At 68.0% G+C, this 26935-nt stretch carries 24 protein-coding genes; 4 read left to right on the forward strand and 20 right to left on the reverse strand.

Translation table 11 applies throughout. From position 1 onward, the window contains the following. Positions 1 to 2: 2 nt before the first annotated feature. The 3 genes from KRR55_RS14815 to KRR55_RS14825 all read right to left on the reverse strand — a co-directional run bounded on the left by KRR55_RS14815 (position 3) and on the right by KRR55_RS14825 (position 2636). Complete coding sequence (locus KRR55_RS14815; protein ID WP_217389888.1) at positions 3 to 1253, reverse strand: CpaE/TadZ family protein; 1251 nt, start codon at positions 1251 to 1253, stop codon at positions 3 to 5. After that, on the reverse strand, positions 1250 to 1906 hold the full coding sequence (locus KRR55_RS14820) for an SAF domain-containing protein (protein WP_217389889.1): 657 nt from the start codon (positions 1904 to 1906) through the stop codon (positions 1250 to 1252). The genes KRR55_RS14815 and KRR55_RS14820 overlap by 4 nt, the downstream gene beginning before the upstream one ends. A 184-nt stretch (positions 1907 to 2090) precedes the next feature. Next, positions 2091 to 2636 (reverse strand): hypothetical protein, encoded by a 546-nt coding sequence (locus KRR55_RS14825; RefSeq protein ID WP_217389890.1) that lies wholly within the window; start codon positions 2634 to 2636, stop codon positions 2091 to 2093. A 119-nt stretch (positions 2637 to 2755) separates the two neighbouring features. On the opposite strand from KRR55_RS14825, the gene KRR55_RS14830 reads away from it, so the two are divergent. Next, entirely contained in the window at positions 2756 to 3541 is a 786-nt protein-coding gene (locus KRR55_RS14830) for a LysM peptidoglycan-binding domain-containing protein (protein ID WP_217389891.1), read from the forward strand. 51 nt (positions 3542 to 3592) lie between these two features. Continuing rightward, positions 3593 to 4276, forward strand: coding sequence for an Rv3235 family protein (locus tag KRR55_RS14835; protein ID WP_217389892.1), 684 nt, complete (start codon positions 3593 to 3595; stop codon positions 4274 to 4276). Here the strand turns inward: KRR55_RS14835 and secA are convergent. The 7 genes from secA to mtrA form a co-directional block, all read right to left on the reverse strand. After that, a complete protein-coding gene (gene secA / locus KRR55_RS14840; protein WP_217389893.1) occupies positions 4273 to 6996 on the reverse strand; it encodes a preprotein translocase subunit SecA in 2724 nt (907 codons plus the stop codon). The two genes, KRR55_RS14835 and secA, sit on opposite strands and share 4 nt — an antisense overlap. A gap of 77 nt (positions 6997 to 7073) precedes the next feature. Next, positions 7074 to 8294, reverse strand: coding sequence for a winged helix-turn-helix domain-containing protein (locus KRR55_RS14845; RefSeq protein ID WP_217389894.1), 1221 nt, complete (start codon positions 8292 to 8294; stop codon positions 7074 to 7076). 24 nt (positions 8295 to 8318) lie between these two features. After that, complete coding sequence (hpf, locus tag KRR55_RS14850) at positions 8319 to 9029, reverse strand: ribosome hibernation-promoting factor, HPF/YfiA family (protein ID WP_217389895.1); 711 nt, start codon at positions 9027 to 9029, stop codon at positions 8319 to 8321. A 151-nt stretch (positions 9030 to 9180) separates the two neighbouring features. Next, positions 9181 to 10062, reverse strand: coding sequence for a ComF family protein (locus KRR55_RS14855; RefSeq protein WP_217389896.1), 882 nt, complete (start codon positions 10060 to 10062; stop codon positions 9181 to 9183). Positions 10063 to 10142: 80 nt separating this feature from the next. Further along, complete coding sequence (locus tag KRR55_RS14860) at positions 10143 to 11858, reverse strand: LpqB family beta-propeller domain-containing protein (RefSeq protein WP_217389897.1); 1716 nt, start codon at positions 11856 to 11858, stop codon at positions 10143 to 10145. Continuing rightward, positions 11851 to 13662 carry an MtrAB system histidine kinase MtrB gene (gene mtrB / locus KRR55_RS14865; protein ID WP_217389898.1) on the reverse strand — a complete coding sequence of 604 codons (1812 nt, stop codon included), beginning with the start codon at positions 13660 to 13662 and terminating at the stop codon, positions 11851 to 11853. The genes KRR55_RS14860 and mtrB overlap by 8 nt, the downstream gene beginning before the upstream one ends. A gap of 20 nt (positions 13663 to 13682) precedes the next feature. Next, positions 13683 to 14360 carry an MtrAB system response regulator MtrA gene (mtrA, locus tag KRR55_RS14870; protein WP_217389899.1) on the reverse strand — a complete coding sequence of 226 codons (678 nt, stop codon included), beginning with the start codon at positions 14358 to 14360 and terminating at the stop codon, positions 13683 to 13685. A gap of 224 nt (positions 14361 to 14584) precedes the next feature. Between mtrA and KRR55_RS14875 the strand changes: the two genes are divergently transcribed. After that, a complete protein-coding gene (locus KRR55_RS14875) occupies positions 14585 to 15760 on the forward strand; it encodes a hypothetical protein (RefSeq protein WP_217389900.1) in 1176 nt (391 codons plus the stop codon). On the opposite strand, the gene KRR55_RS14880 is transcribed toward KRR55_RS14875, so the two are convergent. The 6 genes from KRR55_RS14880 to KRR55_RS14905 form a co-directional block, all read right to left on the reverse strand. Beyond that, entirely contained in the window at positions 15761 to 16816 is a 1056-nt protein-coding gene (locus tag KRR55_RS14880; RefSeq protein ID WP_217389901.1) for a uroporphyrinogen decarboxylase/cobalamine-independent methonine synthase family protein, read from the reverse strand. 12 nt (positions 16817 to 16828) lie between these two features. Further along, positions 16829 to 17221 (reverse strand): chorismate mutase, encoded by a 393-nt coding sequence (locus KRR55_RS14885; RefSeq protein WP_217389902.1) that lies wholly within the window; start codon positions 17219 to 17221, stop codon positions 16829 to 16831. Positions 17222 to 17429: 208 nt separating this feature from the next. Continuing rightward, entirely contained in the window at positions 17430 to 19112 is a 1683-nt protein-coding gene (locus tag KRR55_RS14890) for a dipeptide ABC transporter ATP-binding protein (RefSeq protein ID WP_217389903.1), read from the reverse strand. Next, positions 19109 to 20083, reverse strand: a complete 975-nt coding sequence (locus KRR55_RS14895) for an ABC transporter permease (protein WP_217389904.1) — start codon at positions 20081 to 20083, stop codon at positions 19109 to 19111. The genes KRR55_RS14890 and KRR55_RS14895 overlap by 4 nt, the downstream gene beginning before the upstream one ends. Positions 20084 to 20085: 2 nt before the next feature. Then, positions 20086 to 21171 carry an ABC transporter permease gene (locus KRR55_RS14900; protein ID WP_217389987.1) on the reverse strand — a complete coding sequence of 362 codons (1086 nt, stop codon included), beginning with the start codon at positions 21169 to 21171 and terminating at the stop codon, positions 20086 to 20088. 131 nt (positions 21172 to 21302) lie between these two features. Beyond that, positions 21303 to 22940, reverse strand: coding sequence for an ABC transporter substrate-binding protein (locus KRR55_RS14905; RefSeq protein WP_217389905.1), 1638 nt, complete (start codon positions 22938 to 22940; stop codon positions 21303 to 21305). A gap of 224 nt (positions 22941 to 23164) precedes the next feature. Here KRR55_RS14905 and KRR55_RS14910 point away from each other — a divergent pair, with 224 nt between their 5' ends. Continuing rightward, positions 23165 to 23530 carry a hypothetical protein gene (locus KRR55_RS14910; protein ID WP_217389906.1) on the forward strand — a complete coding sequence of 122 codons (366 nt, stop codon included), beginning with the start codon at positions 23165 to 23167 and terminating at the stop codon, positions 23528 to 23530. A gap of 824 nt (positions 23531 to 24354) precedes the next feature. Here KRR55_RS14910 and KRR55_RS14915 read toward each other — a convergent pair. From KRR55_RS14915 to KRR55_RS14930, 4 genes are all read right to left on the reverse strand, one after another. Further along, the gene (locus tag KRR55_RS14915; protein ID WP_217389907.1) at positions 24355 to 24969 is read right to left on the reverse strand and encodes a dihydrofolate reductase family protein; all 615 of its coding nucleotides are present in this window, start codon (positions 24967 to 24969) and stop codon (positions 24355 to 24357) included. Positions 24970 to 25138: 169 nt separating this feature from the next. Continuing rightward, positions 25139 to 25555: a DUF4259 domain-containing protein gene (locus KRR55_RS14920; RefSeq protein WP_217389908.1), complete on the reverse strand. Its 417-nt coding sequence runs from the start codon at positions 25553 to 25555 to the stop codon at positions 25139 to 25141. 263 nt (positions 25556 to 25818) lie between these two features. After that, on the reverse strand, positions 25819 to 26199 hold the full coding sequence (locus KRR55_RS14925) for a VOC family protein (protein WP_217389909.1): 381 nt from the start codon (positions 26197 to 26199) through the stop codon (positions 25819 to 25821). Positions 26200 to 26337: 138 nt separating this feature from the next. Then, positions 26338 to 26826: a GNAT family N-acetyltransferase gene (locus tag KRR55_RS14930; RefSeq protein ID WP_217389910.1), complete on the reverse strand. Its 489-nt coding sequence runs from the start codon at positions 26824 to 26826 to the stop codon at positions 26338 to 26340. Positions 26827 to 26935 lie beyond the last annotated feature (109 nt).

The following is a 26935-nucleotide window of genomic DNA, read 5'->3' on the forward strand; positions in this document are numbered from 1 at the left end:
CGTCACATCGAGGGTGCGAAGCGGCGCAGAAGCGGCATCTTTGCCTTGATCTTGTGTCCGGCAAGCGCCGCGATCGCCACCCGGAGACCCGAATGCGGGGCGATCTCTGCTAGGGCGCTGCCGGCCAGCAATGCCGCGTCGACCGCCGCGGGGTCGTGCGGCAGGTACCCCGCAACCGGGACATCGGGCCCGAAGCGCGCCCAGGTCTCGGCCAGCGCCTGGCGCGGGGAGGCGCCCACATTGGCCGCGGAGACCTTGTTGAACAGCACCTTCACCTCCAGTTCCCCCAGCACCTCGCGCATCTCCTCCAGCGCCCGGATCAGCCGCGGCACGCCGATGCTGTCCGCGGCACCGACCGCGTAGATCTCATCGGCAATGCGCAGCATCGCCGCGGTGACTCCGTTTCGTTGCGGGGCCGCGGTGTCGAAGGACAGCTCCTCGTCGAGCTCCAGGGCAGCCGCGACATCGATGACGATCATGTCGCACCCCTCCTGCAGCGCCAGCACCGCCCGGCGCAACGCGGTCGGGCGCAGCTCCGGCCAGCGGCTGGCCCGCGGCAGCCCGGTGGCCACGCGCATCCGCGCCCCGGCAATCACCACCGGGGCGCAGCTTCGTTCCAGCTTCGTGGCATCGAACCTGCCCGAATCCACGGTGCGGCAGATCTGGGCGATGCCCGCCGCCTCGTCGAGCAGGCCCAGCTGCACCGCCTGGGAGGCCCCGTAGGTGTCCGCGTCCAGCAGCACCACGTCCTTGCCGTCCAGGGCACACTCCACCGCGTAGTTCAGCGCCAGCAGCGAGCGCCCCGGCGATCCGACCGGACCCCAGAAGACCACGATGCCGGCGCGCTTCGGGGTGCCACCGCCCGCAGGCTCCCCCGGCTGGACCGGTTCCGGGGCGTGTTCGCGGTGCCCCAGCTCGGCGCGGGCCCGGCCGACCAGGATGCCCAGCTCGGCCGCCGGGGTCCCCGTCGCCGCCACGTAGGCGCCGGCGGCCGCCAGCCGCTTGCCCTGGGCCGCGTCGTCGCAGAGCACCACCACCGGCACGCCGCGTTCGATCATGGCATCGATGTCGTGGGTTTCCACCTCTTCCGGCGGTCCGGCCAGGATCGCCGCGTCGGCCAGCCCGGTCTCGCACAGGGCGATCACCTCGGCTATTTCCGCGCAGGTGCGGGCCACCGTGAGCACGCCGCGGTGGCTCTCCAGCCGGTCCACCACGGTCCCGTCGTCCCCGTGCACCACCACGGAAATGTTCATGACGCACTGGCCCCGGGATTGAAGACCACGGTGATGCGCGCATCGTTGGCCATGGCCTCGAGCAGGCCCGCCAGCCCGGTGTCCACCACCAGGATCTCCACGAGGGTTCCGGCCGTGCCGCCGAACCCGGTGGCCCGTTCGGTCCGTGCGGTGACTTCCGCCGCGGGCAGCAGGAGCGTCGGCGGTGCGTAGGCGTTGGCGGAGCGGTCCTTGAGGGACACCCACACATCCACGTGGGCACCGGAGGTGATGGCCGAGGGCAGGGCGTCGGGCAGGTCGATGGACACCGGGCGGCGATTGGTTCCATCGTCCAGGCCCAGCGCGCTGCGCGGGAGCAGCTGCCCGGCGCGGATCAGGGCGTTCGCCCGCGTACCGGACAGCAGGCCGGCGTCCGCCGGGACATAACCGGCTTCCAGGGCGTCGAGCTTCACGTTGACCACGTTGAGTTTCTCCGCGGTGATCTCCTCGCCCAGCGAGATGTCCGACTTGGCCGAGTACATGGGCGTGGTGCGGTCCATGGAACTGGTCAGGGCAACCACCCCGACACAGGAGGCCAGCACGATGAGGATGCCCAGCAGCAGGCGGGGGTCCTTCCAACTGGGCTTGCCCAGCCGGCTTGCCGCAACGGCCACCTGATCGCGCGCCTTCTCCATCTCGCCATTCCCCCTCCGCCACCCGTCCCCGCACACGTGTTCCGTCGCTTGCCCGGCGCGCACGATGACTGGAATGCTCCGACCCGGGACCACAGGTCCCGTTTCCGGTCCTTGGGGGCCACCCTACGCCGCGGCGGCGATCGGTGAACAGGGGGCGGGCAACAATGGTGGATAACCCGCCGCCTCACTCCTCGCGGCGCACCCGGGCCAGCGCGGCGAAGGGGATCACGGTCCGGCCCAGCACGGCGGCGGACCGGCGGAACTCGTCGCGGGAATGCAACGCCACCTCGAGGAAGTCCTGGCCCACCTGGTCCAGGGTTCCGCTGGCCAGCAGTTGGCCGTCAAGCCCGCCGATGCTGACCCTGGCGCGGTCACGCACCAGTACGCGCAGCGCCTGGGAAAAGCCCACACGCCGCTCCCCCGGCGGCGGACCTGCGCCCACCTCGAGTGCCGCCCACCAGGCCAGCGCCTGGATGGGGATGAGCTCCTCGCTGCCGCCGTGGTGGAGCACCAGCCAGTCCTTGCCGATGCCCGCCAGCCGCCCGCCGACGCGCTCGCCCCCGAGCAGCTGCACGTCGACCCGGGTGCCCAGGTGCCGGGCCAGTCGCTGCATCAGGGTTTGCCGGGCGCGTTCGATCCGCACAAATTCCTGGATTTCACTGTCCTGGTTGCGGGCCTCATCGGCCTCGAACTGGGCTTCCAGGTCCGCGAAGAGCGATTCCCATCTCATGAGCACACCCTAGAGGCTCAAAAGATTTCCGCCTACCCCTAGCTTCTCCGTGCACGAAGTGTCATCATGCTCATACAAATATCAACAAATGACATCAAACATCATCAAAGGAGGTCAAGATGCGCACTCAACGCGTCCGTGACGCCCTGTCCCTCACCGGCATCGCCGCACTCTCGCTGGCCATGCTTGGTGCAAGCCTTGGCATCTGGCGTTCGCTGCACGCACGCTCCTTCACCGAGACCACGCTGGATGCCCGGTCGCTGGAACAACTCACGGGACTGGCCCTGGGCCTGCTGGGAGGTCTGGTGCTCACCTGGCTGCTCACGTGTCTCGGGCTGGCCCTGGTCGCCCGCGTTGCCTGCGCCCGCGGCCACCGGCTCCACGCCGCCGCCATGCTCGGACTCGTCCCCGGATGCGTTGCCCGGCTGGCGCTGGCGGGACTGGGCGGATCGATTGCCCTTGCGGGGTGTTCACTCGGTGCCGGGCCTGCCGGCACCGACGTCACCGTTGCCGTCGCCACGCCCCTGCAACCGCACCGGGAAGTTGCGCCGGATTCCGGGCCGGTCATCGAGGCCAAGGAACCTCCGGCCGGATCCCTGGAGCCTGCCGGTGCAGAGACCGAACTGCTGAGCCCCGGGTGGGTCCCCCACCGCGTTCCGCTGCCGTTGCAGCGGGTCGTCGGCGGCGGCAACACGCGTCCGGACGACGAGGTGGTGGTGGGCCCCGGCGACAGCCTCTGGGCCATTGCCGCCCGGCACCTTCCGGCCGGCGCTTCCGCCGAGGAAATCTCCGCCGCCTGGCCGCGTTGGTACGCGGCCAACCGCCGGCTCATTGGACCGGACCCCAATCGGCTGGACGTCGGCATGGTGCTCGAGGCACCACTCCCCGCGCCCCTGCGGTCCTGATCCGCCCCAGCCACCCAACCCCGACGCACCGCCGCCAACCAGGAGCCCGCCATGTCCATCACAGCGATCACGCCGTCCACCGCGAACGCCGAGCCGCTGCTCTTGCACGAGAACGTCTTTGCAACGCCCGGGGATGCAGCCCCTCCGCGGATCGAGGTCAGGCGATTCCCCGAGGCCTTGCGCACCGATCTCGCACCGCGCCGGCGGCGGTGCCTCCGTCCGGAAACCGGGACCGAGGCCCCGCCACCCGGCTTCCCGTCGCCCGCGGAGCCCGAAGCCGACGTCCCCGCGGAATTCGGGCGCGGATGCGACGAGGATTTTCCGGAAACGGTCCCCAACCCGGCCGCCCGGATGGTTCTTGAACAACTTTTCCCGCCCACGAACGCCCTGCTGGGCCTGGAGGAATCCGTGGCGGCAATCGTGCACGCTGCCGCGCCCGCGGTCCTGGAGGTGCTGGCCGGTGCCCGGCCGGCCCGCCAGTTGCTTCATGCCCTGAGCCCCACGTGCATGAGCAAGCTGGAACAACACATGCGGCTCGGCGCGGGCAACCTGCCCGACCCGCAGAGCCGTTGCTATTCCAATCCACGGGTGATGCGCATGCGCATCACCCAGGTCCTGCCTCTGGTCTTCGAGGCCGCCGTGATCCTGCGCGACATGCAAAAAGTCCGTGCCACCGCCCTGAGAATAGAGCGGTGGCACGGACGCTGGCAGGTGACTGCCTTGGAAATCGGCTAGCGGCGCTTGCCCTTTTTCTTCTTGTTCCCGCCGGCCGGCTTCGTGGAGTCGGCACCGGAGGTGCGCTCGACGTGCGTGGCGGCCTCGCCGCTCTCCTCCGGCGCCGTGTAGCGCAGGGTGGCGGGGCGGGCCGGGGCGTCGAGCCCCGGGGTGCTCAGCACCGGTTCGTTGGTCATGGAACGGGCATCGGTGACACCGGGCAGCGAGATCGCCGGGGCCTGCTTGGTTTCCACCTCGATGTTGAAGAGCATGCCGATGCTTTCCTCGCGGATGGATTCCATCATCGTCTGGAACATCAGGAAACCCTCGCGCTGGTACTCGACCAACGGGTCGCGCTGGGCCATGGCGCGCAGGCCAATGCCCTCCTTGAGGTAGTCCATCTCGTAGAGGTGTTCCTGCCACTTGCGGCCGATGACCGAAAGCACCACGCGACGCTCAAGCTCGCGCATGTTTTCCGACCCGACCGACTCTTCGCGTGCCACGTACTGCAGGCGTGCGTCGGAGAGGATTTCACGCTCGAGCAGCTCGGGAGTGATCGCGTCGCGGTGCCCGGCCTCCTCGGCAACCTCCTCGAGGGTGACGGAAATCGGGTACAGCTGCTTGAGGTTCCCCCACAGCCGCTTCAGGTCCCAGTCCTCGGCATGGCCCTCGCCGGTGGCCTCGGCGACCATGGCCTTGACCACGTCTTCGAGGAAGTGCGCGACCTTCTCGTGCAGGTCCCCGCCCTCGAGGATGCGTCGGCGGTCGCCGTAGATGGCCTCGCGCTGGCGGTTCATCACGTCGTCGTACTTCAGCACGTTCTTGCGCTGCTCGGCGTTGGTGCCCTCCACCTGGGCCTGCGCGGTCTCGATGGCCTTGGAGACGATCTTCGATTCCAGGGCCACGTCGTCGGGCATTGAGGGGTTGTTCATGATCCGCTGGGCGGCGCCGGCGTTGAAGCGGCGCATCAGCTCATCGGTCATCGACAGGTAGAAGCGGGATTCTCCCGGGTCGCCCTGGCGGCCGGAGCGGCCACGCAGCTGGTTGTCGATGCGGCGTGACTCGTGGCGTTCGGTGCCAAGAACATAGAGTCCGCCGGCCTCGGAGACTTCCTTCGCCTCGTTCGCGACCTGCTTCTTGGCGTCCTCGAAGACGGAGTCCCAGACGCGCTCGTATTCCTCGGAGTTCGTTTCCGGGTCAAGCCCGCGGCGCTCCATCTCGGCGACGGCCAGGAATTCGGCGTTGCCGCCGAGCATGATGTCGGTGCCGCGGCCGGCCATGTTGGTGGCCACGGTGACCGCGCCCTTCTTGCCGGCCTGGGCGACGATGGCGGCCTCGCGGGCGTGCTGCTTGGCGTTGAGGACCTCGTGACGGATGCCCTGCTTGGCCAGCAGGCGGGCCAGGTATTCGCTCTTTTCCACGCTGGTGGTGCCCACGAGCACAGGCTGCCCGGTGGCGTGGCGTTCGGCAATGTCCTGGACCACGGCGTCGAACTTGGCGATCTCGTTCTTGTAGATCAGGTCCGCCTGGTCCTTGCGCAGCAGCGGCTTGTTGGTGGGGATCTCCACCACGCCGAGCTTGTAGGTGCCCATGAATTCGCCGGCCTCGGTCTGCGCGGTGCCGGTCATGCCCGCGAGCTTCTTGTAGAGGCGGAAGTAGTTCTGCAGGGTCACGGTCGCCATGGTCTGGTTCTCGGCCTTGATCTCCACCCCTTCCTTCGCCTCGATGGCCTGGTGCATGCCCTCGGAGTAGCGGCGACCGGCCAGCGAACGGCCGGTGTGCTCGTCGACGATCATGACCTCGCCGTTGATCACGACGTAGTCCTTGTCGTTCTTGAACAGTTCCTTGGCCTTGATGGCGTTGTTCAGGAATCCGATCAGCGGGGTGTTGGACGCCTCGTAGAGGTTGTGGATGCCCAGGTAGTCCTCGACCTTTTCGATGCCGGGTTCCAACACGCCGATGGTCCGCTTCTTCTCGTCGACCTCGTAGTCGGTGTCGAGGCTCAGGCGGGTGACCAGCTTGGCGAATTCGGTGTACCAGCGGTTCACGTCGCCGGAGGCCTGGCCCGAAATGATCAGCGGGGTGCGGGCCTCGTCGATGAGGATCGAGTCGACCTCATCGACGATGGCGAAGTTGTGGGCGCGCTGGACGAGCTCGTCGGAGCTCCAGGCCATGTTGTCGCGCAGGTAGTCGAACCCGAATTCGTTGTTCGTGCCGTAGGTGATGTCGGCTTCGTATTGCTTGCGGCGCATCGCCGGATCCTGGTTGGACAGGATGCAGCCGTTGGACAGGCCCAGGAAGCGGTAGACCCGGCCCATCAGGTCCGACTGGTACTCCGCCAGGAAGTCGTTGACCGTGACCACGTGGACGCCCTTGCCGGACAGTGCGTTGAGGTAGGCCGGGGCGGTCGCGACCAGGGTCTTGCCCTCGCCGGTCTTCATTTCGGCAATGTTGCCCAGGTGCAGGGCGGCGCCGCCCATGAGCTGGACGTCGAAGTGGCGCATGCCCAGGGTGCGGTCGGCGGCCTCGCGGACCGCGGCAAACGCCTCGGGCAGCAGGTGGTCAAGGGACTCGCCGTCGGCGATACGCGCCCTGAACTTGTCGGTTTCACCACGCAGCTCCGCATCGGACAGGGCACGGAATTCGCCATCAAGCACGTTGATGGCGTCGGCGTACCCGCGCAACGTCTTCAGCGTTTTCTTGTCGCCGGTACGCAGGATACGTTCAAGCAGTGATGCCACGAGGCAGCTCCCAAATCTCAAGCACAGGAATTCTGGCGTGTTCAGTCTACGTGAGAGATTGCTTTCACCTGTGGCTTTTAGCTGGATTCGGGCGAGCTTAGTGAAAACTCCAAGGCGGCTGCCAGATTCCCCCGCGCCGAAACCACCACCTCGCCAAGCCCCAGCCAGTTCGCCATGAGCCGCAATTCGGCCGCCAGTTCCCCGGCGGTGTTCCCCGGAGCGCCGGGCTCGGCGAAGGCCCCGCGGACCAGAAGCTGCCCGGTGGCCCGGTCGGCCTTCAAGTCGACGCGGGCCACCAGCTGCTCGCCCAGCAGGAAGGGAAGGACGTAGTAGCCGTAGACGCGCTTGGCCTCCGGGGTGTAGATCTCCAGTCGGTAGGTGAACCCGAACAGCTTTTCGATGCGGCGGCGGTTGAACACCATCGAGTCAAAGGGGCCCAGCAGGGCCCTTCCGCCGGCGGACCGGGGAACGACGGTGCCGGGCAACAGGTAAAAGGTTTCCTTCAGCCCCTCGATGCCCACCCGCTCCAGGGCCCCGCGCCCGGCCAGGTCCTCAAGGACCTCGGCGCTTTGCCGCAACGGCAAGCGGAAATAGTCGGCGAGGCAGTGCACGCTGCCCACCCCGTGCGCCTTGGCGGCGGCCAGCAGCAACCGTTCCATCCCCAGCCGCCGCTCGTGCTCCGCAGCGGGACCCGGGGTATCGGGGAATACCCGGTGCAGCGAGGTGTAACGGCGCTCGAACGCGCCATTGCGGCCCTCGGTGCTGATCATTCCCTCCGCAAACAATGCCTCCAGGGCGCGCTTGACCGCCGACCAGTTCCATCCCCAGGATTCCTGGTCCCTGACGTGTTCGTGGCCCAGTTCGGCGGCGACCTCACGGGAGGTCAGCGCCGTGCCCCGGGCCAACAGCTCCAGGATCCGGTGGGCCAGCACGCGCCCCTCGTCGTCGATGGTCTTCATGCTTCCGGGCCATGAACGTTGCTGCCAGGGCACAAGGTCGTGGAAATGTTCACTGCGCACCAGCGATGCCTCATGCGCCCAGTATTCAACGGCCTTGCGCGGGCGCTTCACCGCAAGCCTGTCCAGGAGGTCCGGGGCGTAGGGGCCCAGGCGGGAAAAGATCGGCAGGTACTGGGCGCGGGCGAGGACGTTGACCGAGTCGATTTGGATCAGTTCCAGACGCGCAAAGGTCCGGCCCACCGCCCCCAGGTTGATGGGAGTGGTGGGCCGGACCTTGTGCAGCCCTTGGGCTGCCACGGCGATCCGACGGGCCTGCGAAGAAGTAAGATTCCTGCTCATGAGCCCATCGTAGGTCCCGCGATGCTAGGCGTTGGCCGGTTCCGGGTCGCGGTACCGGCGTGTCTCCAGTGTCGCCTCATCGGTGGCATCCGGGTCCAGGGTGATGGTTCCGTAGGAGTACTGCTGGTTGCCCTTGCCCTTGCGGGCGTAGACCACCGAGTGTGCCCCGGTCGCCGCATCCACGAAGAGGTAGAAGGGGTGCCCGATCATTTCCATGCGGTCAACGGCGTCGTCGACACTCATGGTTTCCGCAGGGAAGACCTTGCGGCGGATCTCGATGGGCGGTGCGCCGTTCTGGTCGGCTTCGGCGGCCTGGCGGGCTTCTTCCTCCTGCTGGGCCAGACGCGTTGATTCGTGCAGCGGAAGCGAGCTGTCGGCCGGTTCCAGGCGGCTGGTGGCCTGGTGCACGGCTGTCGGGGTCTGGCGTCCGTGGTGGATCTTGCGACGATCCCGGGCCTTGCGCAAACGCTCGAGGAGCTTTGCGAACGCGGTGTCAAAGGCTGCGAACTTGTCCGCGGCCTTGGCCTCGGCGCGGATCGCGGGGCCACGACCCAGGACCGTCAATTCGACGGTCAGAGCAGTGTCCGCATTGCGTGCGTGCTGCTCCTTGGTGACCTTGATGTCCAAGCGCTGGATCTTCGTTGCAAGTTGATCGACCTTGTCGATCTTCTCGTCCACGTACTCGCGGAACCGATCCGTGACACTGACATTGCGTCCGTTGATCGTCATCTCCATGGTGTCCTCCATCATTGCTCAGGTGACACAACAGCGACCGAAGAATTCACTCCTTCCGGTCGCTGAAGATGGGTTCGTTTCCCCTCGCGGGGTGCCCATACCTCACCCTATGACACCTGCCAAGATAATCAAGGATGTGCGCATTATTACTTCATCGCGTTGAGCGAACACCGCGCTTTTCATCCGGTGCGGGTGTCGCCGCCAGCACCACGGCACCGCAGGCCGGGAGACCTGCCTCGGCCAGCGCGCGTTGCGCCTCGGCCAGCGTCGATCCGGTGGTGAGCACATCGTCGATGAGCAGGACCCGGGCGCCCCGGCCGGCGAGCCGGTCCAGCGTTCGCCTGCGCCGCGCGCACATGGAATTCCGCACCGCGCCCCGGGCGCGCCGTCCCTTGCCCTTCTGGGCCGCGGTGAATTGCCGCGCGGCCCGATAGCGCACCAACCGGGCAACCCGCACCCCCTCCGGCAACACCCCCGCCCGCCGCAGCCGGCCCAGCAACAGGCCCACCGGGAAGTATCCGCGCCGGTTCCTCGCCTGCAGCCGGGTGGGCACCGGAACCAGCACCACCGGCGCGCCGGGCTCGGCCAGGGTGTCCAGGGCGGACTTCACGGCGCGGGCCAGCGGCGGCACCAGCATCCCGGCCAGGGCCGGCATCTGGTGGTTCTTGTAGGCCAGGACGACGGCGGCCAGCTCGTGTTCGTAGGAGCCGGCGGCAATCACCGGCATCGGCTCGTTGCCGGGGTTCAGCGGGAGGGCCTCGGCCCGGTGCTCGACCCTCCGGGGACGAAGGCACGCGGTGCGCAGGGCCCGCGCGCACCGCCCGCACACCACGGCATCGGGGCGTCGGCAGCAGACGCATTCGACAGGCAGCAGCAGGGCCGCGGTGCCGCGGACAGCGGAACGCACCGCACGCGGGGACCCGTGCACCCACCATGCGTCGAGGCGCCGGAGCCAGTCTCGCGCCGGCGCTCGTCCGGCGGGAACCGCACGCCTGAACGCGGCATCCGGATCGGGGCGCACCCAGTTCGTCATGTCAACCAGCATGGGCCCGCGGGCCGCCCTCCGGTCTCCCGCCGCCTGCGGGCTGTGGATGGCCGCGGCCCGGGAGCTGCTCAGCCCGGGTAGGACAGGTCCCGGACCATGTCTTCCATGATGTGCCAGGAGTTGCCCACGCGCGAGTGGATCTTGTCCGTGGTCTCGGCGTAGACCGGGCGGCGCTCCCCGGGCCCTGCGGACAGGCCCACCATGCCCAGCAGCGGCAGGTACTTCACCCGGGTGCCGGTCAGGCTGATTTCCTCGGCCGCGACCTTCTCGGTGGTGCTGGTCGAGGAGACGATGACCGAGACGTCGGAGTTCCACACCGCCTGGGTCGCCGGGACCTCGGGGTAGATGCGCTTGGGCGGGGCGAAGCCGCGCGGGGCGCCGTCCACATCGCGCAGGATCCCGCTGATCGTCACGCTGGTTTCCCCGTCGCGGGAGGAAACGATCAGCGCCCTGGTCCCGTCGCGCGAGACCCGCAGCGAGGTGACCTTGGAGTCGGCGAGCCCGTCGGCGGTGACGGGCCGGACCTTGCCGTTCAGGTCCGTGTCGGCCGGCACCGCCAGGACCCTGGTGGTCGCCGAGTTGTCCACGGTCCAGGTCCACCCGTGGGCGTCCATGGACGGGCGGACCAGGTCCTTGCCGGTGGCGACCACGGAGTTGCTGCCGTCCTCGTCGACGACGACCAGGGAGGTCCGCGACCCGTTGAGGAACGCGTAGCGGTTGCCCAGCGGGCTCATCGCCGGCAGCCGCGGGTGGTAGCCGGCGATGTCGCCGATGCCGCCAACCAGCCGCAGGGAATTGCCCTTGAGGTAGTACAGCGCGTGGTCAACCACGCCGATCTGGGTGTCGGGCACCGCGGGGTTGATCTCCGCGACCACGAATTCGGGGTCCTTCGGGCCGACCTTGACCTCGGACTGCTCCTCGGTCATCACCACCGAGCGCACGCTGCCCAGCCCGCCGAGGGTCAGTTCAAGCTGCTGCTGCATTTGCTGCCGCGACAGTTCGGTGGCGTCAAGGAACGTCTCCGAGCTCAGGTCGACGGTGGCGCGCTGCGACTCGATCGGCACCGAGGAACGGACCAGGCCGCTTCCGCTCGGGAAGGCGGAGACCACCGCGTTTTCCAGGTAGTCGGCGGGGCCCGCCAGCAGCGCCTCGACCATGGCGGCGGCGACGCCCGTGCGGGTCGGGAACCAGCGCACGTCGGGCACCGCATAGTGGAAGCTGACGTCGTAGAAGTACAGGGTCTGCGCGGCAAAGAGGTGGGTGAAGTTGGCCGTGTCCAGCATGATGCCGTCGGGCAGCTGCGAGATCCGCCACTGCCCGTCGACCTTTTCCAGGGACACGTCAAGGGCGCGGGTGGTGTGCGGCGGCATCTCGGTCATGATGCCCGCCGCGTCGATCTCGGAGACGACCTCCAGCTGGATCGTGTAGCTGTTGGCCTTGGCCCCGGGGATCACCGAGGGGCGGTCGTCGTAGACCAGCGTCCGCACCGAGCCCTTCCAGATGCCTGACTGCTTCGGGGTCAGGAAGTCGCGGGCGACCTTGTAGTCGTCCTGGGCCGCGACGCCGGCCTGGATGAAGCCCTCGACGATTTCCCTGGCGTTGGCGTCGGCCGTCGGACCGGGGGCGGTGAACTGCACGTCGCCGTTCTCCGCGGCGTCGCTCCCGTCCAGCGCGATGGACTGGACCGGGGAGTTGCGCGGGATCTCCGAGCAGCCGGTGAGCACCAGCGCCACGCCCAGGAGCACTGCCAGCATCCTTGCGGGAGTCGGGAGTTTCCTAGTCATGCGGGTGGTGCCTTCCTGGGGTGTGTGCCGCGGCGCCCGGCGCGCCGGCGTCGGTGCCCGGGGATGCCTCGGGGATCAGCGGCGGGGCGGGCTTGAATCCGATGGCCGGGATCTCCCCGGTCAGCGGGAAGGAGACGACCTTCCCGGCCTCCAGGACGGCGTCGGCGAGCACGATCGGTTCCAGCGGGAGCGGCGAGGCGACGATCTGGTTGCCCAGGATCCGCGGCAGGGTCAGCCGGAAGCACGATCCCACGCCGCGCTCCCCCCAGGCCTCGAGCCGGCCCTCGTGCAGCCGGGTGTCCTCCATCGCGATGGACAGGCCCAGTCCCGAGCCGCCGGTGGTGCGCGCCCGGGCGGGGTCGGCCCGCCAGAACCTGTCGAAGACCCGGCCCGCGGCCTCCGGGCTCATGCCGATGCCGCGGTCGCGCACCGTGATGGCCACCGCGTTCTGGTTCCCGGCCACGGTGATGTCGATGGGGTTTCCCTCGCCGTGCTCGATGGCGTTCATCACCAGGTTGCGCACCACGCGTTCGATGCGCCGCGCGTCCATTTCCGCCACCGCTCCCCCGGACGGGGTGCCCAGGCGCAGCACCGAGCCCATGGCGTCGGCGTGCGGGGTGGCAGCGTCGATCACGCGCCGGGCCACGGTGACCAGGTCGTTGGGCTCGGCATCGAGCACCGCCACCCCTGCATCGAAGCGGGAGACCTCCAGCAGGTCGTTGAGCAGGATCTGGAAGCGCTCGACCTGGTTGTAGAGCAGCTCGGCGCTTCGCTTGTTGATGGGGTCGAAGTCCTCGCGTGCATCGTGGAGCACCTCGGCGGCCATCCGCACGGTGGTCAGCGGGGTGCGCAGCTCGTGGGAGACGTCCGAGACGAAGCGCTGCTGCATCTGCGAGAGCGTTGCCAGCTGGTTGATCTGGTCCTGCAGGGACTCGGCCATGTGGTTGAAAGAGTTCCCCAGCCTGGCGGTCTCGTCCTCCCCGGAGACGACCATGCGCTCCTGGAGCTGGCCGGCGGCAAGCTTCTCCGAGACCTGTGCGGCGGCCGCCACGGGGCGAACCACGGCGCGGGTCACGTACCAGGTGATGCCGCCGACAACCAGCAGCAGCAGCCCGCCGACCAGGCCCATGGCCCGGTTGATGAAGTCGAGGGTCTTTTGCACGCTGGTGAGGTCATAGACCAGGTACAGGCCGTACTCGCGCCCCGGCGGCAGCGTCACCTTGGTGCCGAAGATCAGGCCCGGCCCGGCGCTGGCCCCGGCGTTGACCTCGATGGACTGCCAGTAGGTGGCGTTGGATTCCCGGACCTGGGCGGCCAGCGCCTCCGGGACGATGCGGGAGGTCAGGTTGCCGCTGGCGGTGGGCCCGACGTACAGGTCGTCGTCGCCCGGCAACGGGACCAGCACGAAGTCGCGCGGCACCAGGGCGGTGTCGCCCTCGAGGATCTTCAGCGTGCTGGTCACCAGCGAGTGCGTGCTGGAGCGGTCGGTGGTGGCGGCCGAATCGAAGATCGCGCGCACCTGGTTCAGCCCGCGCAGGGACTCGGACTCGACCTGGTTGAAGCGTTCCTGGAACAGGCCGATGGCAATCTGGTTGGACAGGAACGCGCCGGCGCCCAGCATTGCCACGGCGCTGAGCAGCATCGCGGAGGTCACGGTCCGGAAAAGCAGCGAGCGGGTCCAGCGCGAGCGCATGGTGTTGCGCGCGCGCACCAGGGCCGCGAGCGCACGGCGCGGCCAGTCCCACGTGCGCGGGTGGTGCGCCGGGGCCGCGGGGGCGGCCCGCGCCGGCTCGACGGTTTCCATGCTTCCCGTCATCTCCTGGCTCAGGCCTGGCCCGCCTTGTATCCCACGCCGCGGACGGTCAGCACGACGCCCGGGCTCTCGGGATCAAGCTCGACCTTGGAGCGCAGGCGCTGCACGTGCACGTTGACCAGCCGGGTGTCGGCGGCGTGGCGGTAGCCCCACACCTGCTCGAGCAGCTGCTCGCGGGTGAACACCTGCCACGGCTTGCGGGCCAGGGCCACCAGCAGGTCGAATTCCAGCGGGGTCAGCCCGATGGGCTCCCCAGCGCGGGTGACGCGGTGTCCGGCGACGTCGATGCTCAGGTCCCCGATCTTCAGGGTCTCCGGGGCGTGCTGTTCGCCGGGGCGCAGACGGGCGCGCACGCGGGCGACGAGCTCGGCGGGCTTGAAGGGCTTGGGGACGTAGTCGTCGGCGCCGGACTCCAGGCCGCGGACCACGTCGGCGGTGTCGGACTTGGCGGTCAGCATGACGATCGGGACGTCGTCCTCGGCGCGGATGAGCTTGCAGACCTCGATGCCGTCGAGCCCGGGAAGCATCAGGTCAAGCAGCACCAGATCGGGCTTGACCTCGCGGAAGACACCCAATGCCTTGGCACCGTCGTAGCAGAACACGGCCTCGAAACCGTCGTTCTGCAACACGATGCCGATCATTTCGGCCAGCGCCTCGTCGTCGTCGACAACCAGGATGCGTGCCTTCATAATCTGCCCTTCCGTAGCGCTGCGCTGGGCGCTGAGAAGACCACGCGCCCGGATACCTCAAGACTACATGAGCAAGCCGGGCAAATCGCCGCGGAAACGGCAATCCACCTCACCGTTCGCCCCGCCTGCCCCGGCGCTAGACTGGAGCAAACGCGGGGGTCCGGCGCCTTCCTGGACGGATACCCGGACCGCATCACGGAACGCGAGGGAGAGCTGACGCTGACATGAGTACACACGGTGATCCACCGACGCCGCCGCGGGACGCCGCCGGAACCCCGGGAGGCTGGGGCCAGCCGCCGCCCGGGTGGAACCAGCCGCCGGCCGGCGGCACCCGGGGCCCGGAGCCGCGGCCCGGCCCCTCGGGCTGGTGGCAGGCGCCCAAGCCCGGCGTGGTGGAATTGCGGCCGCTGGGCTTCGCCGACCTGCTCGATGCCACCTTCGCCGTGGTGCGCCGCGCACCGCTGGCCACCGTCGCCAATGCGATGCTCGTCCAGTTGTTGCCGGTGCTGGCCATGGTGTTGCTGGTGCAGTGGCTGGATTTCTCGGTCGTTGCCCTGGAACGCGCCCTGGATGCGCTGGCCTCCGACCCTGGATCCGACCCGCTGGGCCCCGGCGTGTGGGCCGAGGCCTTCCCCCACCCCTGGCTGGCCTATGCCGGCGCCGGCGTCGCCGTGCTGGTGGTGCAATTGCTGGCCAACGTGCTGGTCGTGGGTCCGGCCACCGTAGCCGCGATGCGTGCGGTGCTCGGGCTGCCGACCGGCTGGGGCCAGTCGCTGGCGCTGGCGCGCGGCGGGATGCTGCGCATCGCGCTGTGGAACGTGCTGCTTGGTGCAGCGGGCACCGCGCTCGTCGCGGTCCCGGTGGCGGTTTCGCTGCTGCTGGCCGGCGCCCTGGGCGTTGCTGTGGCGTCGCTCGGAATGGTGGCCATGTTCCTGGTGCTGGCACCGCTGTGGCTGTGGGTCGCCATCCGGATCTGCCTGGTCCCCGCGTTGCTCATCACCCGGCCGCCGGGGATCGCCCGCGCGGTGCGTTCCTCGTGGTCGCTGACCCAGGGCTCCTGGTGGCGGACGCTGGGGATCCTGCTCGTCGTCGCCGTGGTGCTCGGCATCATCGGCGGGATCCTCTCGCAGCTGGCCGCGGTGCTCGGCGGCCAGCTCTTCGGCGCCGCGTCCGCGCCGGATGCCGTGGTGGCCCTGGGCATCGTGGTCAACGCGCTGGTCGGCGCCGCCGGCATGGTGCTGACGCAGTTGATGCTCACCATGTTGCAGGTTGACCTGCGCATCCGCCGCGAACGCCTGGACCTGGTGCTGGCCGCCGGGACGCAGCACCCCGGCAACCTGCCGATCCCCGGATACGGGGCGCCGGGCGCGATCCCCGCGGCCGGGCCGCCCGCCGCCTAGCTAGCCGTCGACGCGGACCTGGTTCAGCGCCTCAGCATAGGAGGCCAGACGCCCCAACACGGCGGTGGCACGTGCCGGGGACAGCCCCTCGAGCCCGCCGGCGGGGGTGAGCACCAAGGCGCCCAGGGCCGCATCGGGCAGGCCGAGCTGGCGCCAGGGCCGCCGGATTGCGTTGACCGCCTCCACGACGCCGGGCGGGTTCGCGGCCGCGTCCAGGCACCCCAGCCAGAGACGGCTGCCGGATTCCACGGCGGCGGCCAGCAGTTCCCAGCCCGGGACGGTGAGCGATGCGGCGTTGGCGCCCAGTCCGTCGGCCCCGGCCTCCAGGGCCGTGGTGGCAAGCTTCGTCCAGGTTCCGGGTTCGGCGTCGGCGCCGATGACCACGGCCGCGGCACCGGCCCCGTGCAGCGAGTCGGCCAGTTCGCTCCACCAGCCGCGGATCTCGGCGGCCGGGACCGCGCGCAGCGTGCGGTAGCCGCTGGCGGTGGGCAGCGTGCCGTTGAGCACCGCGCCGGCGTCCGGCTCGTCGATGTACACGGTCACTCGCTCGGCGCCGGTCATCCTGGCCACCGACTGCAGGTGCCGCACGGCGCCCAGCGCCAGGGACTGGGCCAGGTCGCGGCGCGCCCCGTGGTCGGAGACCGCGCGTTCCCCGTGGTGCAGGTAGAGGTTGGCCGCCAGCGTGGCGGGACCCGGGAACTGGATCTTCAGCTCGGTGCCCGGGGCTTCCTCGGCGCCGATGGCATCGGAGAGCACGTTCAGGTCGGTGCGCAGCGCCGAGGCGGCCCGCCGCGCGTCGATGCCGGGTGCGGCGGCCAGCCGCCAGCCATAGGGCTGCAGGTCTACGGCGAGGTCCTCGAGCAGCTGCGCTCCGCGGCCGATGGCGTCGGAGCCGACGCCGCGCTCCGGTAGCTCGGGCAGGTGCGGCAGGTTCGGGGCCCCGATCTCGCCGCGGATCACCAGCACCGATTCCATCGGGTCGGTTCCGGGCATGGGGCCGTGCGCGCTGGCCTGGACCTGGGGCACGGCGGGCGCCGCCTGAAGTTCCTCGGGCATCGGGGGCATCGACTAGTTTCCGGACTCGGCGTGCGTGGCGGAGATGTTGTTGTGGTGCCGGATGACCTCGGAAATGATGAAGTTCATGAATTTCTCCGCGAATTCGGGGTCCAGGTGCGCTTCCTGGGCCAGCCGGCGCAGGCGCTCGATCTGTGCCTTTTCCCGTCCCGGGTCGCTCGGCGGCAGCGCGTGCACCGCCTTGAGGTGGCCCACCCGCTGGGTGGCCTTGAAGCGTTCGGCCAGCAGGTAGACCAGGGTGGCGTCGAAGTTGTCGATGCTGCTGCGGATCGACAGCAATTCCGCCATGACCTCGTCGGGGACGGAGTCGGCCAGGGAGCTGGCAGTGGGGTCGTAGGCACCGGTGTCCGCGGGGTCCGCAGCCTGCGGGTTCTTCTGTTGGCTCATGGCTTCAAGTCTAGGGTTGCCCGCTTCAATGCGCCCAACCGTGACGCGCGACTCCGGGACCAATCAGCTTTGGGCTGACAGATCCCTTCCCCGGCCGCCCCGTTCCGCTCCCCCGCGGCGGCTCCGGGACGGCCACTGGACGGCCACGGGGGCGGCCCGCACGTGGCGGGCCACCCCCGTTTCAGTGCCCTGCGGGCCACTTTCCTGCCTATACCGCCTTGAGGAATGCCTCGCGGCGCAGCGCCTGCTCCACCGGGTCGGGCACCGGCAGCGAGGCGATCAGCCGGCGGGTGTACGGGTGCTGCGGGTCGCCCATGACTTGGTTGCCGATGCCCTCCTCGACGAGCTTGCCGCGGTAGAGCACCCCCACCCAGGTCGAGAGCATGTCAACCACGGCCAGGTCGTGGGAGATGAACAGGGCCGCAAAGCCAAGTTCGGCCTGCAGCTCCTTGAACAGCTCCAGCACCTTGGCCTGGACGGAGACATCCAGCGCACTGGTCGGCTCGTCGGCGATCAGCAGCTTCGGGTCCAGCGCCAGCGCCCGGGCCAGCGAGGCGCGCTGGCGCTGGCCGCCGGAGAGCTCGTGCGGGAAGCGGGCGGCGAAGGCAGCCGGCAGCTGCACCGCCTCGAGCAGCTCGTCGACCCGCCTGCGGGCGGCACGGGCATCGAGCGCCTTGTGCACCAGCAGCGGCTCGGCGACGCACTCGCCGATGCTCAGCTGCGGATTGAAGCTGGCCGCCGGGTCCTGGAACACGAACCCGATGTCCTGGCGCAGCTTCTTGAAGGTGCGCTCCCTGAAATCGAGCATCTCGTAGCCGAAGACCTTCAGCGAGCCGGCGCTGACCTTGTTCAGCCCCGCAATGGCGCGTCCGATGGTGGTCTTCCCGGAGCCGGATTCGCCCACCAGCCCGTAGACCTCCCCGGCACAGATGTGCAGGGAGACATCGTCGACGGCGGTGAACGATGGCGTGCCCAGGCGCCCGGGATAGACGATGGACAGGTTCCTCGCCTCGACCAGCACCTCCTTGCCCTGGCCGGAGCGCTCGACCATGCCCTCGGAAGCCGAGTGCCGGCCCAGGTGCGGCACCGCGGCCAGCAGCGCCTTGGTGTAGTCCTCGCGCGGGGCGGCGAAGAGCTCCGAGCTCGGCGCACTCTCCACGATCTTGCCTTGGTACATCACCACCACGCGGTCGGCCAGGTCCGCGACCACGCCCATGTTGTGGGTGATCAGCACGATCCCGGTGTTGAAGTCGTCGCGCACCTCGCGCAGCAGCTCCAGGATCTCGGCCTGCACCGTGACATCCAGCGCCGTGGTCGGCTCGTCGGCGACGATCAGCGCCGGGTTCAGGGCCAGGGCCGCGGCGATGATGACGCGCTGCTTCTGCCCGCCGGAGAACTGGTGCGGGTAGTAGTTCACCCGCTTCTCCGGCTCCGGGATGCCGACCTTGCGCAGCACCTCGATGGCGCGGGCCTTGGCCTCCTTGCGCCCGACCTTGCCGTGGGCGCGGATGCCCTCGGCGATCTGCCAGCCCACGGTGTACACCGGGTTCAGCGCGGTGGAGGGCTCCTGGAACACCATGGAGACCTCGTCCCCGCGCACGGCGCGCAGCTCGCGGGCGCCCAGGGTGAGCATGTTGCTGCCCTTGAGCACCACGGCCCCGCGGGCGACCGCGGTCTCGGCGAGCAGCCCCAGGATGGTGCGGGCGGTCACCGACTTGCCGGAGCCGGATTCGCCGACCACGGCGACGACCTCCCCGGCGGCGACCTCGAAGCCGACCCCGCGCACGGCCGGAACCTCGCCGGCGTCGGTGGTGAAGGTGACCTCGAGGTCCTTGATTTCCAGGACGGTGCCGTCGGCGCGGCCGATCACGTCCCTGCGGTGTGCGTTCATGCTGTGGCCTTTCCGCCGCGACGCTTTGCTTTTCGGCGCATCCGCAGGCGCGGGTCTGCCAGGTCGTTCATGGATTCGCCCACCAGGGTCAGCCCGAGCACCGTGAGCACGATGGCGGCGCCCGGGAAGACCCCGGTCCACCAGATGCCGCTGCTGGCGTCGCTCAGGGCGCGATTCAGGTCAAAGCCCCATTCGGCGGCCTTGGTCGGTTCGATGCCGAATCCCAGGAATCCCAGGCCCGCCAGGGTCAGCAGTGCCTCGGAGGCGTTGAGCGTGAAGATCAGCGGCAGCGAGCGGGTGGCGTTGCGGAAGATGTGCTTGGCCATGATCCGCACGTTGGAGGCGCCGACGACCTTGGCGGATTCAACGAAGGGCTCGGCCTTCAGCCGCACGGTTTCGGCTCGGATCACGCGGAAGTACTGCGGGATGAAGACCACGGTGATGGAGATCGCCGCTGCCATGATTCCGCCCCACAGACTCGATTGGCCTTGGGAAATCACGATGGACATCACGATGGCCAGCAGCAGCGAGGGGAAGGCGTAAATGGCGTCGGCCAGCACGACCAGCACCCTATCCAGCCAGCCGCCGATGTACCCGGAGATCAGGCCCAGGATCACGCCGAGGAAGATGGAGAAGACCACGGCGACAACGATCACGGCGACGGCGGTCTGCGCTCCCCAGAGGGTGCGCGAATACACGTCGAATCCGCTGACGGTGGTGCCCCACAGGAATTTATCGCCAGGCGGCTCCTGGGTGGGGAAATTGCCCTGCGCGTCGGAGAGCTGTGAGAATCCGAAGGGTGCCAGCACCGGGGCGAGAAGTGCGGTGAGCAGGAAGACTGCGGACAGGACCAGTCCCGCCACCAGCATCCCGCGCTGCAGCCCGGCGCTCATCCGGTAGTGGGAGACGATCGGCAGGCGCGTCCACAGCGGCTTCCTGGCCCCGAGGGCCGTGGGGGTTGTGGTGGCCATGGCTAGAACCTCACTCGGGGGTCGATGAGCGCGGCAATGATGTCCACGATGAAGTTGGTGACCGCGACGATGACCGCCAGCAGCACCACAATGCCCTGCACGGCCACGAAGTCACGGGCCGTGAGGTACTCGGCCAACATGAAGCCCAGCCCCTTCCACTCGAAGGTGGTCTCGGTGAGCACCGCGCCTCCGAGCAGCAATGCGATCTGCAGGCCCATGACCGTGATGATGGGGATCAATGCAGGGCGGTAGGCGTGCTTGGTGAGCAGCCGGTATTCGGAGACGCCGCGGGAGCGACCTGCTTCCACGTAGTCGCGCCCCAGGGTGCCGATGACGTTGGTGCGCACCAGGCGCAGGAACACCCCGGCGGTGAGCAGGCCCAGGGCAACGGCGGGCAGGATTGCGTGCTGGATGACGTCGGAGGCCGCAGCCATGTTCCCCGAGCGCAGCGCGTCAAGCAGGAAGATGCCGCTGGGCTGCTCCAGGGAAGTTAGCGCGAGTTCGGCATTGATGCCCGCCCGCCCGGCAATCGGCAGCCAGCCGAGCCACACCCCGAAGATGAGCTTGAGCAACAGCCCGGCGAAGAACACCGGGGTGGCGTAGCACAGGATCGCGAAGACGCGCAGGATCGCGTCGGGCCAGCGGTCGCGCAGCTTGGCCGAGAGCAGTCCGAAGGGGATGCCGATCAGCAGGGCGATCACGAGCGAATTGAAGGCCAGCTCGGCGGTGGCCGCCCCGTAGGTGGCCAGCACCTCGGTGACGGCGCGGTTGTCGGTGAGCGTCCGGCCGAAGTTGCCGGTGAAAACCTGCCCGAGGTACTCGAAGTACTGGACGAGGACCGGGCGGTCGTAGCCGGCGGCGGCGATGCGCTCGGCCAGCTGGTCGGGGGTCAGGCGGCCGCCGAGGGCGGCGGTGATTGGGTCGCCGGTGACGCGCATCAGGAAGAAGACGAGCGTCACCAGGATGAAGATGGTGGGGAAAATCAGCAGGAAGCGAGTGACGAGGTAACGTACAAAGCTGCCTCCTGCCTTGGTAGCCGTTGCCACCGGTGTCGGTTGTGGCGACTCGGCTTCGGCAAGATCGGTCATGATGGCCATGAATGGTGCATCCTAGCTAGTTTGGGGCTATGGGTGGCGGGCCCCGACATGGCCCGCCCCGGCTCCCCTCCGACGGAGGGGAACCGGGGCCGGTGTGTCGGTGGATCCCGACGGGTGTCTGCCTACTTGGAGATGACGCCCAGGCGGAACTTGAAGGACGGGTCGAGGGTCTTCTCGACGCCGGCGACGCTGGCTCCCGCGACGGCAACCTGGGCACCCTGCAACAGCGGCAGGGTGGAGAGGTCGCCGGCGACCTTGGTCTGGATTTCCTCGATCAGGGCGGTGCGCTTGGCTGCGTCCGTTTCCACGCGCTGCTCGTTGATCAGCGTGTCAACTTCCTTGTTGTCGTACGCGTTGCCCAGGAAGTTGTTCTTGGCGAAGAACGGGCTCAGGTAGTTGTCGGCATCCGAGTAGTCCGGGTACCAGCCCAGCTGGTACGACGGGTAGTCGGTGACGCGCGACTTCTGGTACGTCACCCATTCGGTGGACTGCAGGTCCACCTTGAACAGGCCGCCCTTTTCCAGCTGGCTCTTCACCAACGCGTATTCGTCGCCCGAGCTCGGTCCGTAGTGGTCCGGGTTGTACTGGAGCTTCAGGTCGACCGGGGTGCTGACGCCTGCCGCCTCGAGGACCGCCTTGGCCTTGTCCGGTGACGGCTTGCCGTCTTCCCCGTACATTTCCTTGAGCGGCTCAATGGCCCCGGTGAAGCCCTGCGGCACGTAGGAGTATGCCGGGAGGTAGGTGCCCTTGTAGACGCCGGTGGCGATCGCCTCGCGGTCAACGAGGTTGGCGGCCGCCTGGCGGACGGCAAGGGACTTTGCCGGGTCGGCGTCATCGGTCTTGGCACCGAACGGCATGATGTCGAAGTTGAAGACGATGTAGCGCAGCTCGCCGCCCGGTCCGGTGAGGACCTTGACCTTGGAGTCCTTGCCCAGGTCTTCCACGTCGGTGGATGAAAGTGCGCGCCAGGCGACGTCGATGTTTCCCTGCTGCACGTCCAGCTTGAGGTTGTTCGAATCCGCGTAGTACTTGATGTTGGCGGCGTTGTTCGCCGGCGCCCCCAGCAGGCCCTTGTAGCCTTCGTACGGCTTGAAGGAAACCAGCGAGTTCTTGGCGTAGCTTTCAATCGTGTACGGTCCGTGGAAGGCCTTGCCGGCGACGATGTCCTCGTCCGGGATGACCTTGTCGGCGGGGAAGACCTCGTCATCTACAATCGGGCCCACGGGGCTGGTGAGCACCTGGGGGAAGGTCTGGTCGTTGCCGCTCTTGAGCTTGAACACCACGGTGGTGGCGTCCGGGGCCGACACGCTGTCGAGGTTGCCCAGGAGGGAGGACGGCCCGTTGGGATCGGCGATCTTCACCTGGCGGTCGAACGTGTGCTTGACGTCCTTGGAGTCAAGGGCCGTGCCGTTGGCCCATTTCAGGTCCGCCTTGAGCTTGACGGTGTATTCGGTTGGCGTGGTGAACTCGGCCGATTCGGCAATGTCGTTTACCGGGTCCGCCGAACCGGGCACGGAGTTGAGCAGGAACGGGAAGACCTGGTTCATGACCATGAACGAACCGTTGTCGTAGGATCCTGCAGGGTCGAGCGAGGTGACCTTGTCCGTGGTTCCCACGGTGATCGGGCCGCTGGCTGGGGCGGATTCGCCTCCGGTGCCGGCGCCTGGAGTTTCGGCCGGACCGGTGCAACCGGTCAGGGCCAGGGCGGAGATGCCGATAACGGCTGCGGCGAGGCGCATCCCGTTTTTCTTGCGGGCCATGAGCATTCCTTATCTGTCAGCGAGCATGCGAGGTGATAGAAAACACATGCTTCACACAGCTTAGGTGATCGTCGTCACTAAGCGCCATTGCCTGCGGCATTCGACCGAATTGAAATGAAAATGCAACCAGGTCTCCACTCAATCGCGCCCCGCGGCGCCGCCGCCCCCTGGCCGCCGCCCCTCCCGTCCCCGGGCCGCGGCGAAGTGGCCTAGGGTTAAGCACGATGATGACACGAAGAGACGCTGCGATTGCGTTGGATATCCCCATGGAAATGGCCAAGCGGCACGGCATTCCGCCACGCCTAAGCGAAGCCGCATTCGCCGAATTGAACGCCAATCCCCCGGCTTGGCTGATCCAGTCGCGCGCCAACCGCACGGGCAAGCGCGCCGTGTGGGTGCATCTGACCTGCGCCGTTTGCGGTTTCACCGAGGCCGAACGACCCAAGAAGTGGTGGCCTGAATTCGACTTCGTGCACTGCGCCGAGCACGGCCCGGCCCAGCTGCCACGGCTCGAGGCGGGCAAGACGCGCCTGGAATACCCGGACATCACCCCGCGCATGTACGGGATCGTCGACGAGGCGAAGGCCTAGCTAGCCGCACCCACAAGGTTTCCAACGTTCCGTCTGCCCGCCGCTTTCCGCGGCCGGCGGGCGGGACGTTTTCATGTGGGATGCAGCACGCGAATGCGAATGGGTTCCACCGGGTGCGCCGTCAGGAACCAAGGCCACCCATTCCACCCAAGGCCGACCATCGACGGATACTTCGAACCGGTGTAGGTGCATCCGTCGATGGACGGCGCATCCGCCTGCTGATTCCAGGTCGGGCGACGATTCAGAGGCGCATCGGAACAGGCGAGCCCTTCACGCGTACGTCGACGCCATTGACGGTGCTGCCTCGATTCGCTGGGTGCTTCAAGGACACCGCGAATTCTCTGTTGGCCAACGCATTGCAGGAGTAGCCTTAAAGGGCGATCCTCACAGTGATCGCCAGTTAAGTCCTCAGTTGCCCTACGAGCTTCGGGAGAGAACCGTCCATGGACTTCGTCTCCGTTTTGATCATTCTAGGGATTATCGTTCTTTGCCTGTTGCCGTTCTTGTTTGGGGCCTGGCGAAACATTGATAGGCGGGCAAACGATATTCAGGGCAGGGATCCTGATACCGCACGTGCGCTAAGGGAGGCACGGAAGAACATCGATCGCGGCAAGGGCTGGAATTGACCGTATTTCCCGCGAGGTACACCCTGCGGAAGTGAACCCACATTTTTTGCGTCACGTCAGCCGGAGCCTCCCTCGCCCCGGGGTGGGGCAAACGGGGGTAGGCAAACCCGAAGCACGGGGTTCCCGTGCAGCCCGCGGAATACAGGATGCCGAGGGATCGGTTCGCGCAAGCCTCGCCGTTCGGCGACTTGGTCCTGTCTAGGCGCCTGTGGCGTCGGCCGCGTTTCCCGTCTCAGGAGGCCCCTCCAGGCGCCTGTAGCGAAGCAGCATGACCCCGCTTCTGAAGGCTTTCGGCGGCTCGACCAATTCGAAGCGGCTGGGAGTGGTGCCCGCAGGAAAAAGCCGCTTGCCTTCCCCGATCACGACCGGGCACATCCACAGGTTCACTCGGTCGACCAGGCCCTCGCGAAACAGGGTCTGCAGGAGATTCGCGCTTCCCCACGTGTGGATCTGCTCATGCCGTTGCCGCAGGTCACGAACTTCCTCGGCGGCATCGGTGATTTGGGTGCTGGTGGCCCAGGTCAGCTCCGGGGTGCCGCGGGATGCCACATATTTAGGCACCCGATTGAAAACCTCGCCGATTTCGTCGGTCGCACCGGGCCAGTACCCGCGGAAGATCTCGTACGTCGTGCGGCCCAGCAACAGCGCGTCCGATGCCTGGACATCGAGTTCCAGCAGGTCTGACGACTCCCGGTCCCAAAACGGTCGTTCCCAGCCGGCGTATTCGAAGTCCCCGTCTTGTTCGTTGGGGCCGCCGTTGGCCTGGATCACCCCATCGAGTGTGATGTTCATGTTGACGTGCAGTTCACCCATGATTCCGCCTCCTCGGCGTTCGCGCGGTGTCCATCCCTACCCTGCAGCCAGTATCCGACCGGCAGTTCGATTCGACAACAGTTCGTGCTTGTTTCCGGGAGTGGACCGAACTCGAGCGGCTCGGGCAGCCTTCTTTCGGGGCGCCAGAGCCGCCTCACCACCACATCGCCTAAGGCAAACGTGACCGCCAGCGGAGGAGCTCGGCCTCGAATTCGGCGGACTCTCCCGCCTCGGCCCACAGCCCGGCCAGCTCATTCCCATCCGCATTGCCCATGCGGTCCAGGGCACCTGCCGCCTTGGCATTCAGGTGTTCGGGCAGCGGGTCCGATGATCGCGGCCATGGCTCCGGGGCGCTGCCGCCGTCCGTTCCCAGCAATTCCGGTTCATTCCACGAGACCACGAGTGCAGCGGCCGCCAGGCCCACCGCGCCGTCCGAGGCCTCGACCTCGGGGGCCGCGTTGAGTACCGTGTCGAGGGCTTGCTCCAATATCGGCGCAACCTTGGCAGCGGTGTCGGCGTCGTCAAATTCGTAAATGAAGTCAGCGGCATCGTCGTTTCCAAAGACCGATGTGTCCCAAGCGCCCATAAGAAATTCTCCTGATTCGACTTCGGCCGACCATTTTCAGCCACGTTGCGATTCTGTCATTCACACGACCCAATGCCAATGGACTTCTGGCGAAACAATCAACCAGCCATCAGGACCGGCGGTTCCCCGATGCCCGGCCTTTCGAGCGAACCTTCGCCTCGGCCCGCGCCGCCGCGCAGGTTCCCCTGGCAGGAGCGTTGGGTCTTCGGGGAGCGCCGACGACCGGCCGCCTGCGCCCCGCGCGCTCGAGGTTGCCCCGGATCCTAGTCCAGGTTTTTCACGTCCTGCACGGTGCGCGACAGCAGGCAGAATTCGTTGCCCTCGGGATCGCACAGGACGACCCAGCTGACTCCTTCGCCCTGGCCCACGTCCGTGCGCCTGGCACCCAGGGCAAGCAGGCGCTCGAGCTCCTCGGCGGTGGACAGGCCGTCCGCCCGCAGGTCGAAATGCAGCCGGTTTTTCACGCCCTTGCCCTCGGGCACCGCGAACACATCGATGGAGGGCCATGCCTTGTCGCGCGGCGCGATGCTGATTCCGTCGCTGTCTTCGTCGACAATCTGCCAGTCGAGGACAGCGCACCAGAACTCGGCCACGACCCGTGGCCGGATCGCATCGATGGCAATGGCGGCTATGCGACTGGACATGGGACCACAGTAGACCATAAGGTGCGGCCCTGGGCAGACCCTCCGACTCAGGATTTTCCCCCAGGCCCGTGGCCACCTGCCGGCGGAGGGTGAGGGTTGCAGGCGTGGCAACGACGGCCCGCTACCGCGCGCCTGATGCTATGGCTTGGGAAGTTCCAGTGCGTACCTGTCCAACCCGCGCTGGTGGGATTTACGCTGGAAGCCGCGGCGGGTGAGAAGCCTGGACGAGGCCGTGTTGGCCGGGTCCACGCGGGCGAAGAGTTCCCGGGTTTCGTAGACCTCGGGGATCGTGGTCAGCGCTCCATCGACCATGGCCCCGGCAATGCCGCGTCCCCAGCAATCCGGCGACACCCAGTATCCGATCTCGACGCCCTCCTCCGTGCGGGTGGACACCACGATGCCGACTGGTTCGCCTGCCTCCTTCGCCAGGAACCAGCGGGAAGCTCCCGCGCGATGTGGCGGGTCCTGTCGCAGGGCTGCGCGGATGCGGTCCTGGGTGATTTGCCGGTCCCACGGCCGCCCGTCCCCGATGAAGCGGGTCACCCTCTCGTCGGAGGCCATGGAAGCGAAAAATGCCGCGTCGGCCTCCTGGAACGGCTGGAGGGTGATCGACGGGGTTTGCGGCATTGGATCTCTTTCGGCGATGGCGGGCTCCTGGCCAAGCTATCAAGGACCAGGGCGAGGGCCGAATCCGTCCGGAGCATCCGGCGCATTTCGGTTGGCGGCTGTTGGCCGC

Source organism: Paeniglutamicibacter quisquiliarum, assembly GCF_019084045.1.
Classification (GTDB): Bacteria; Actinomycetota; Actinomycetes; order Actinomycetales; family Micrococcaceae; genus Paeniglutamicibacter; species Paeniglutamicibacter quisquiliarum.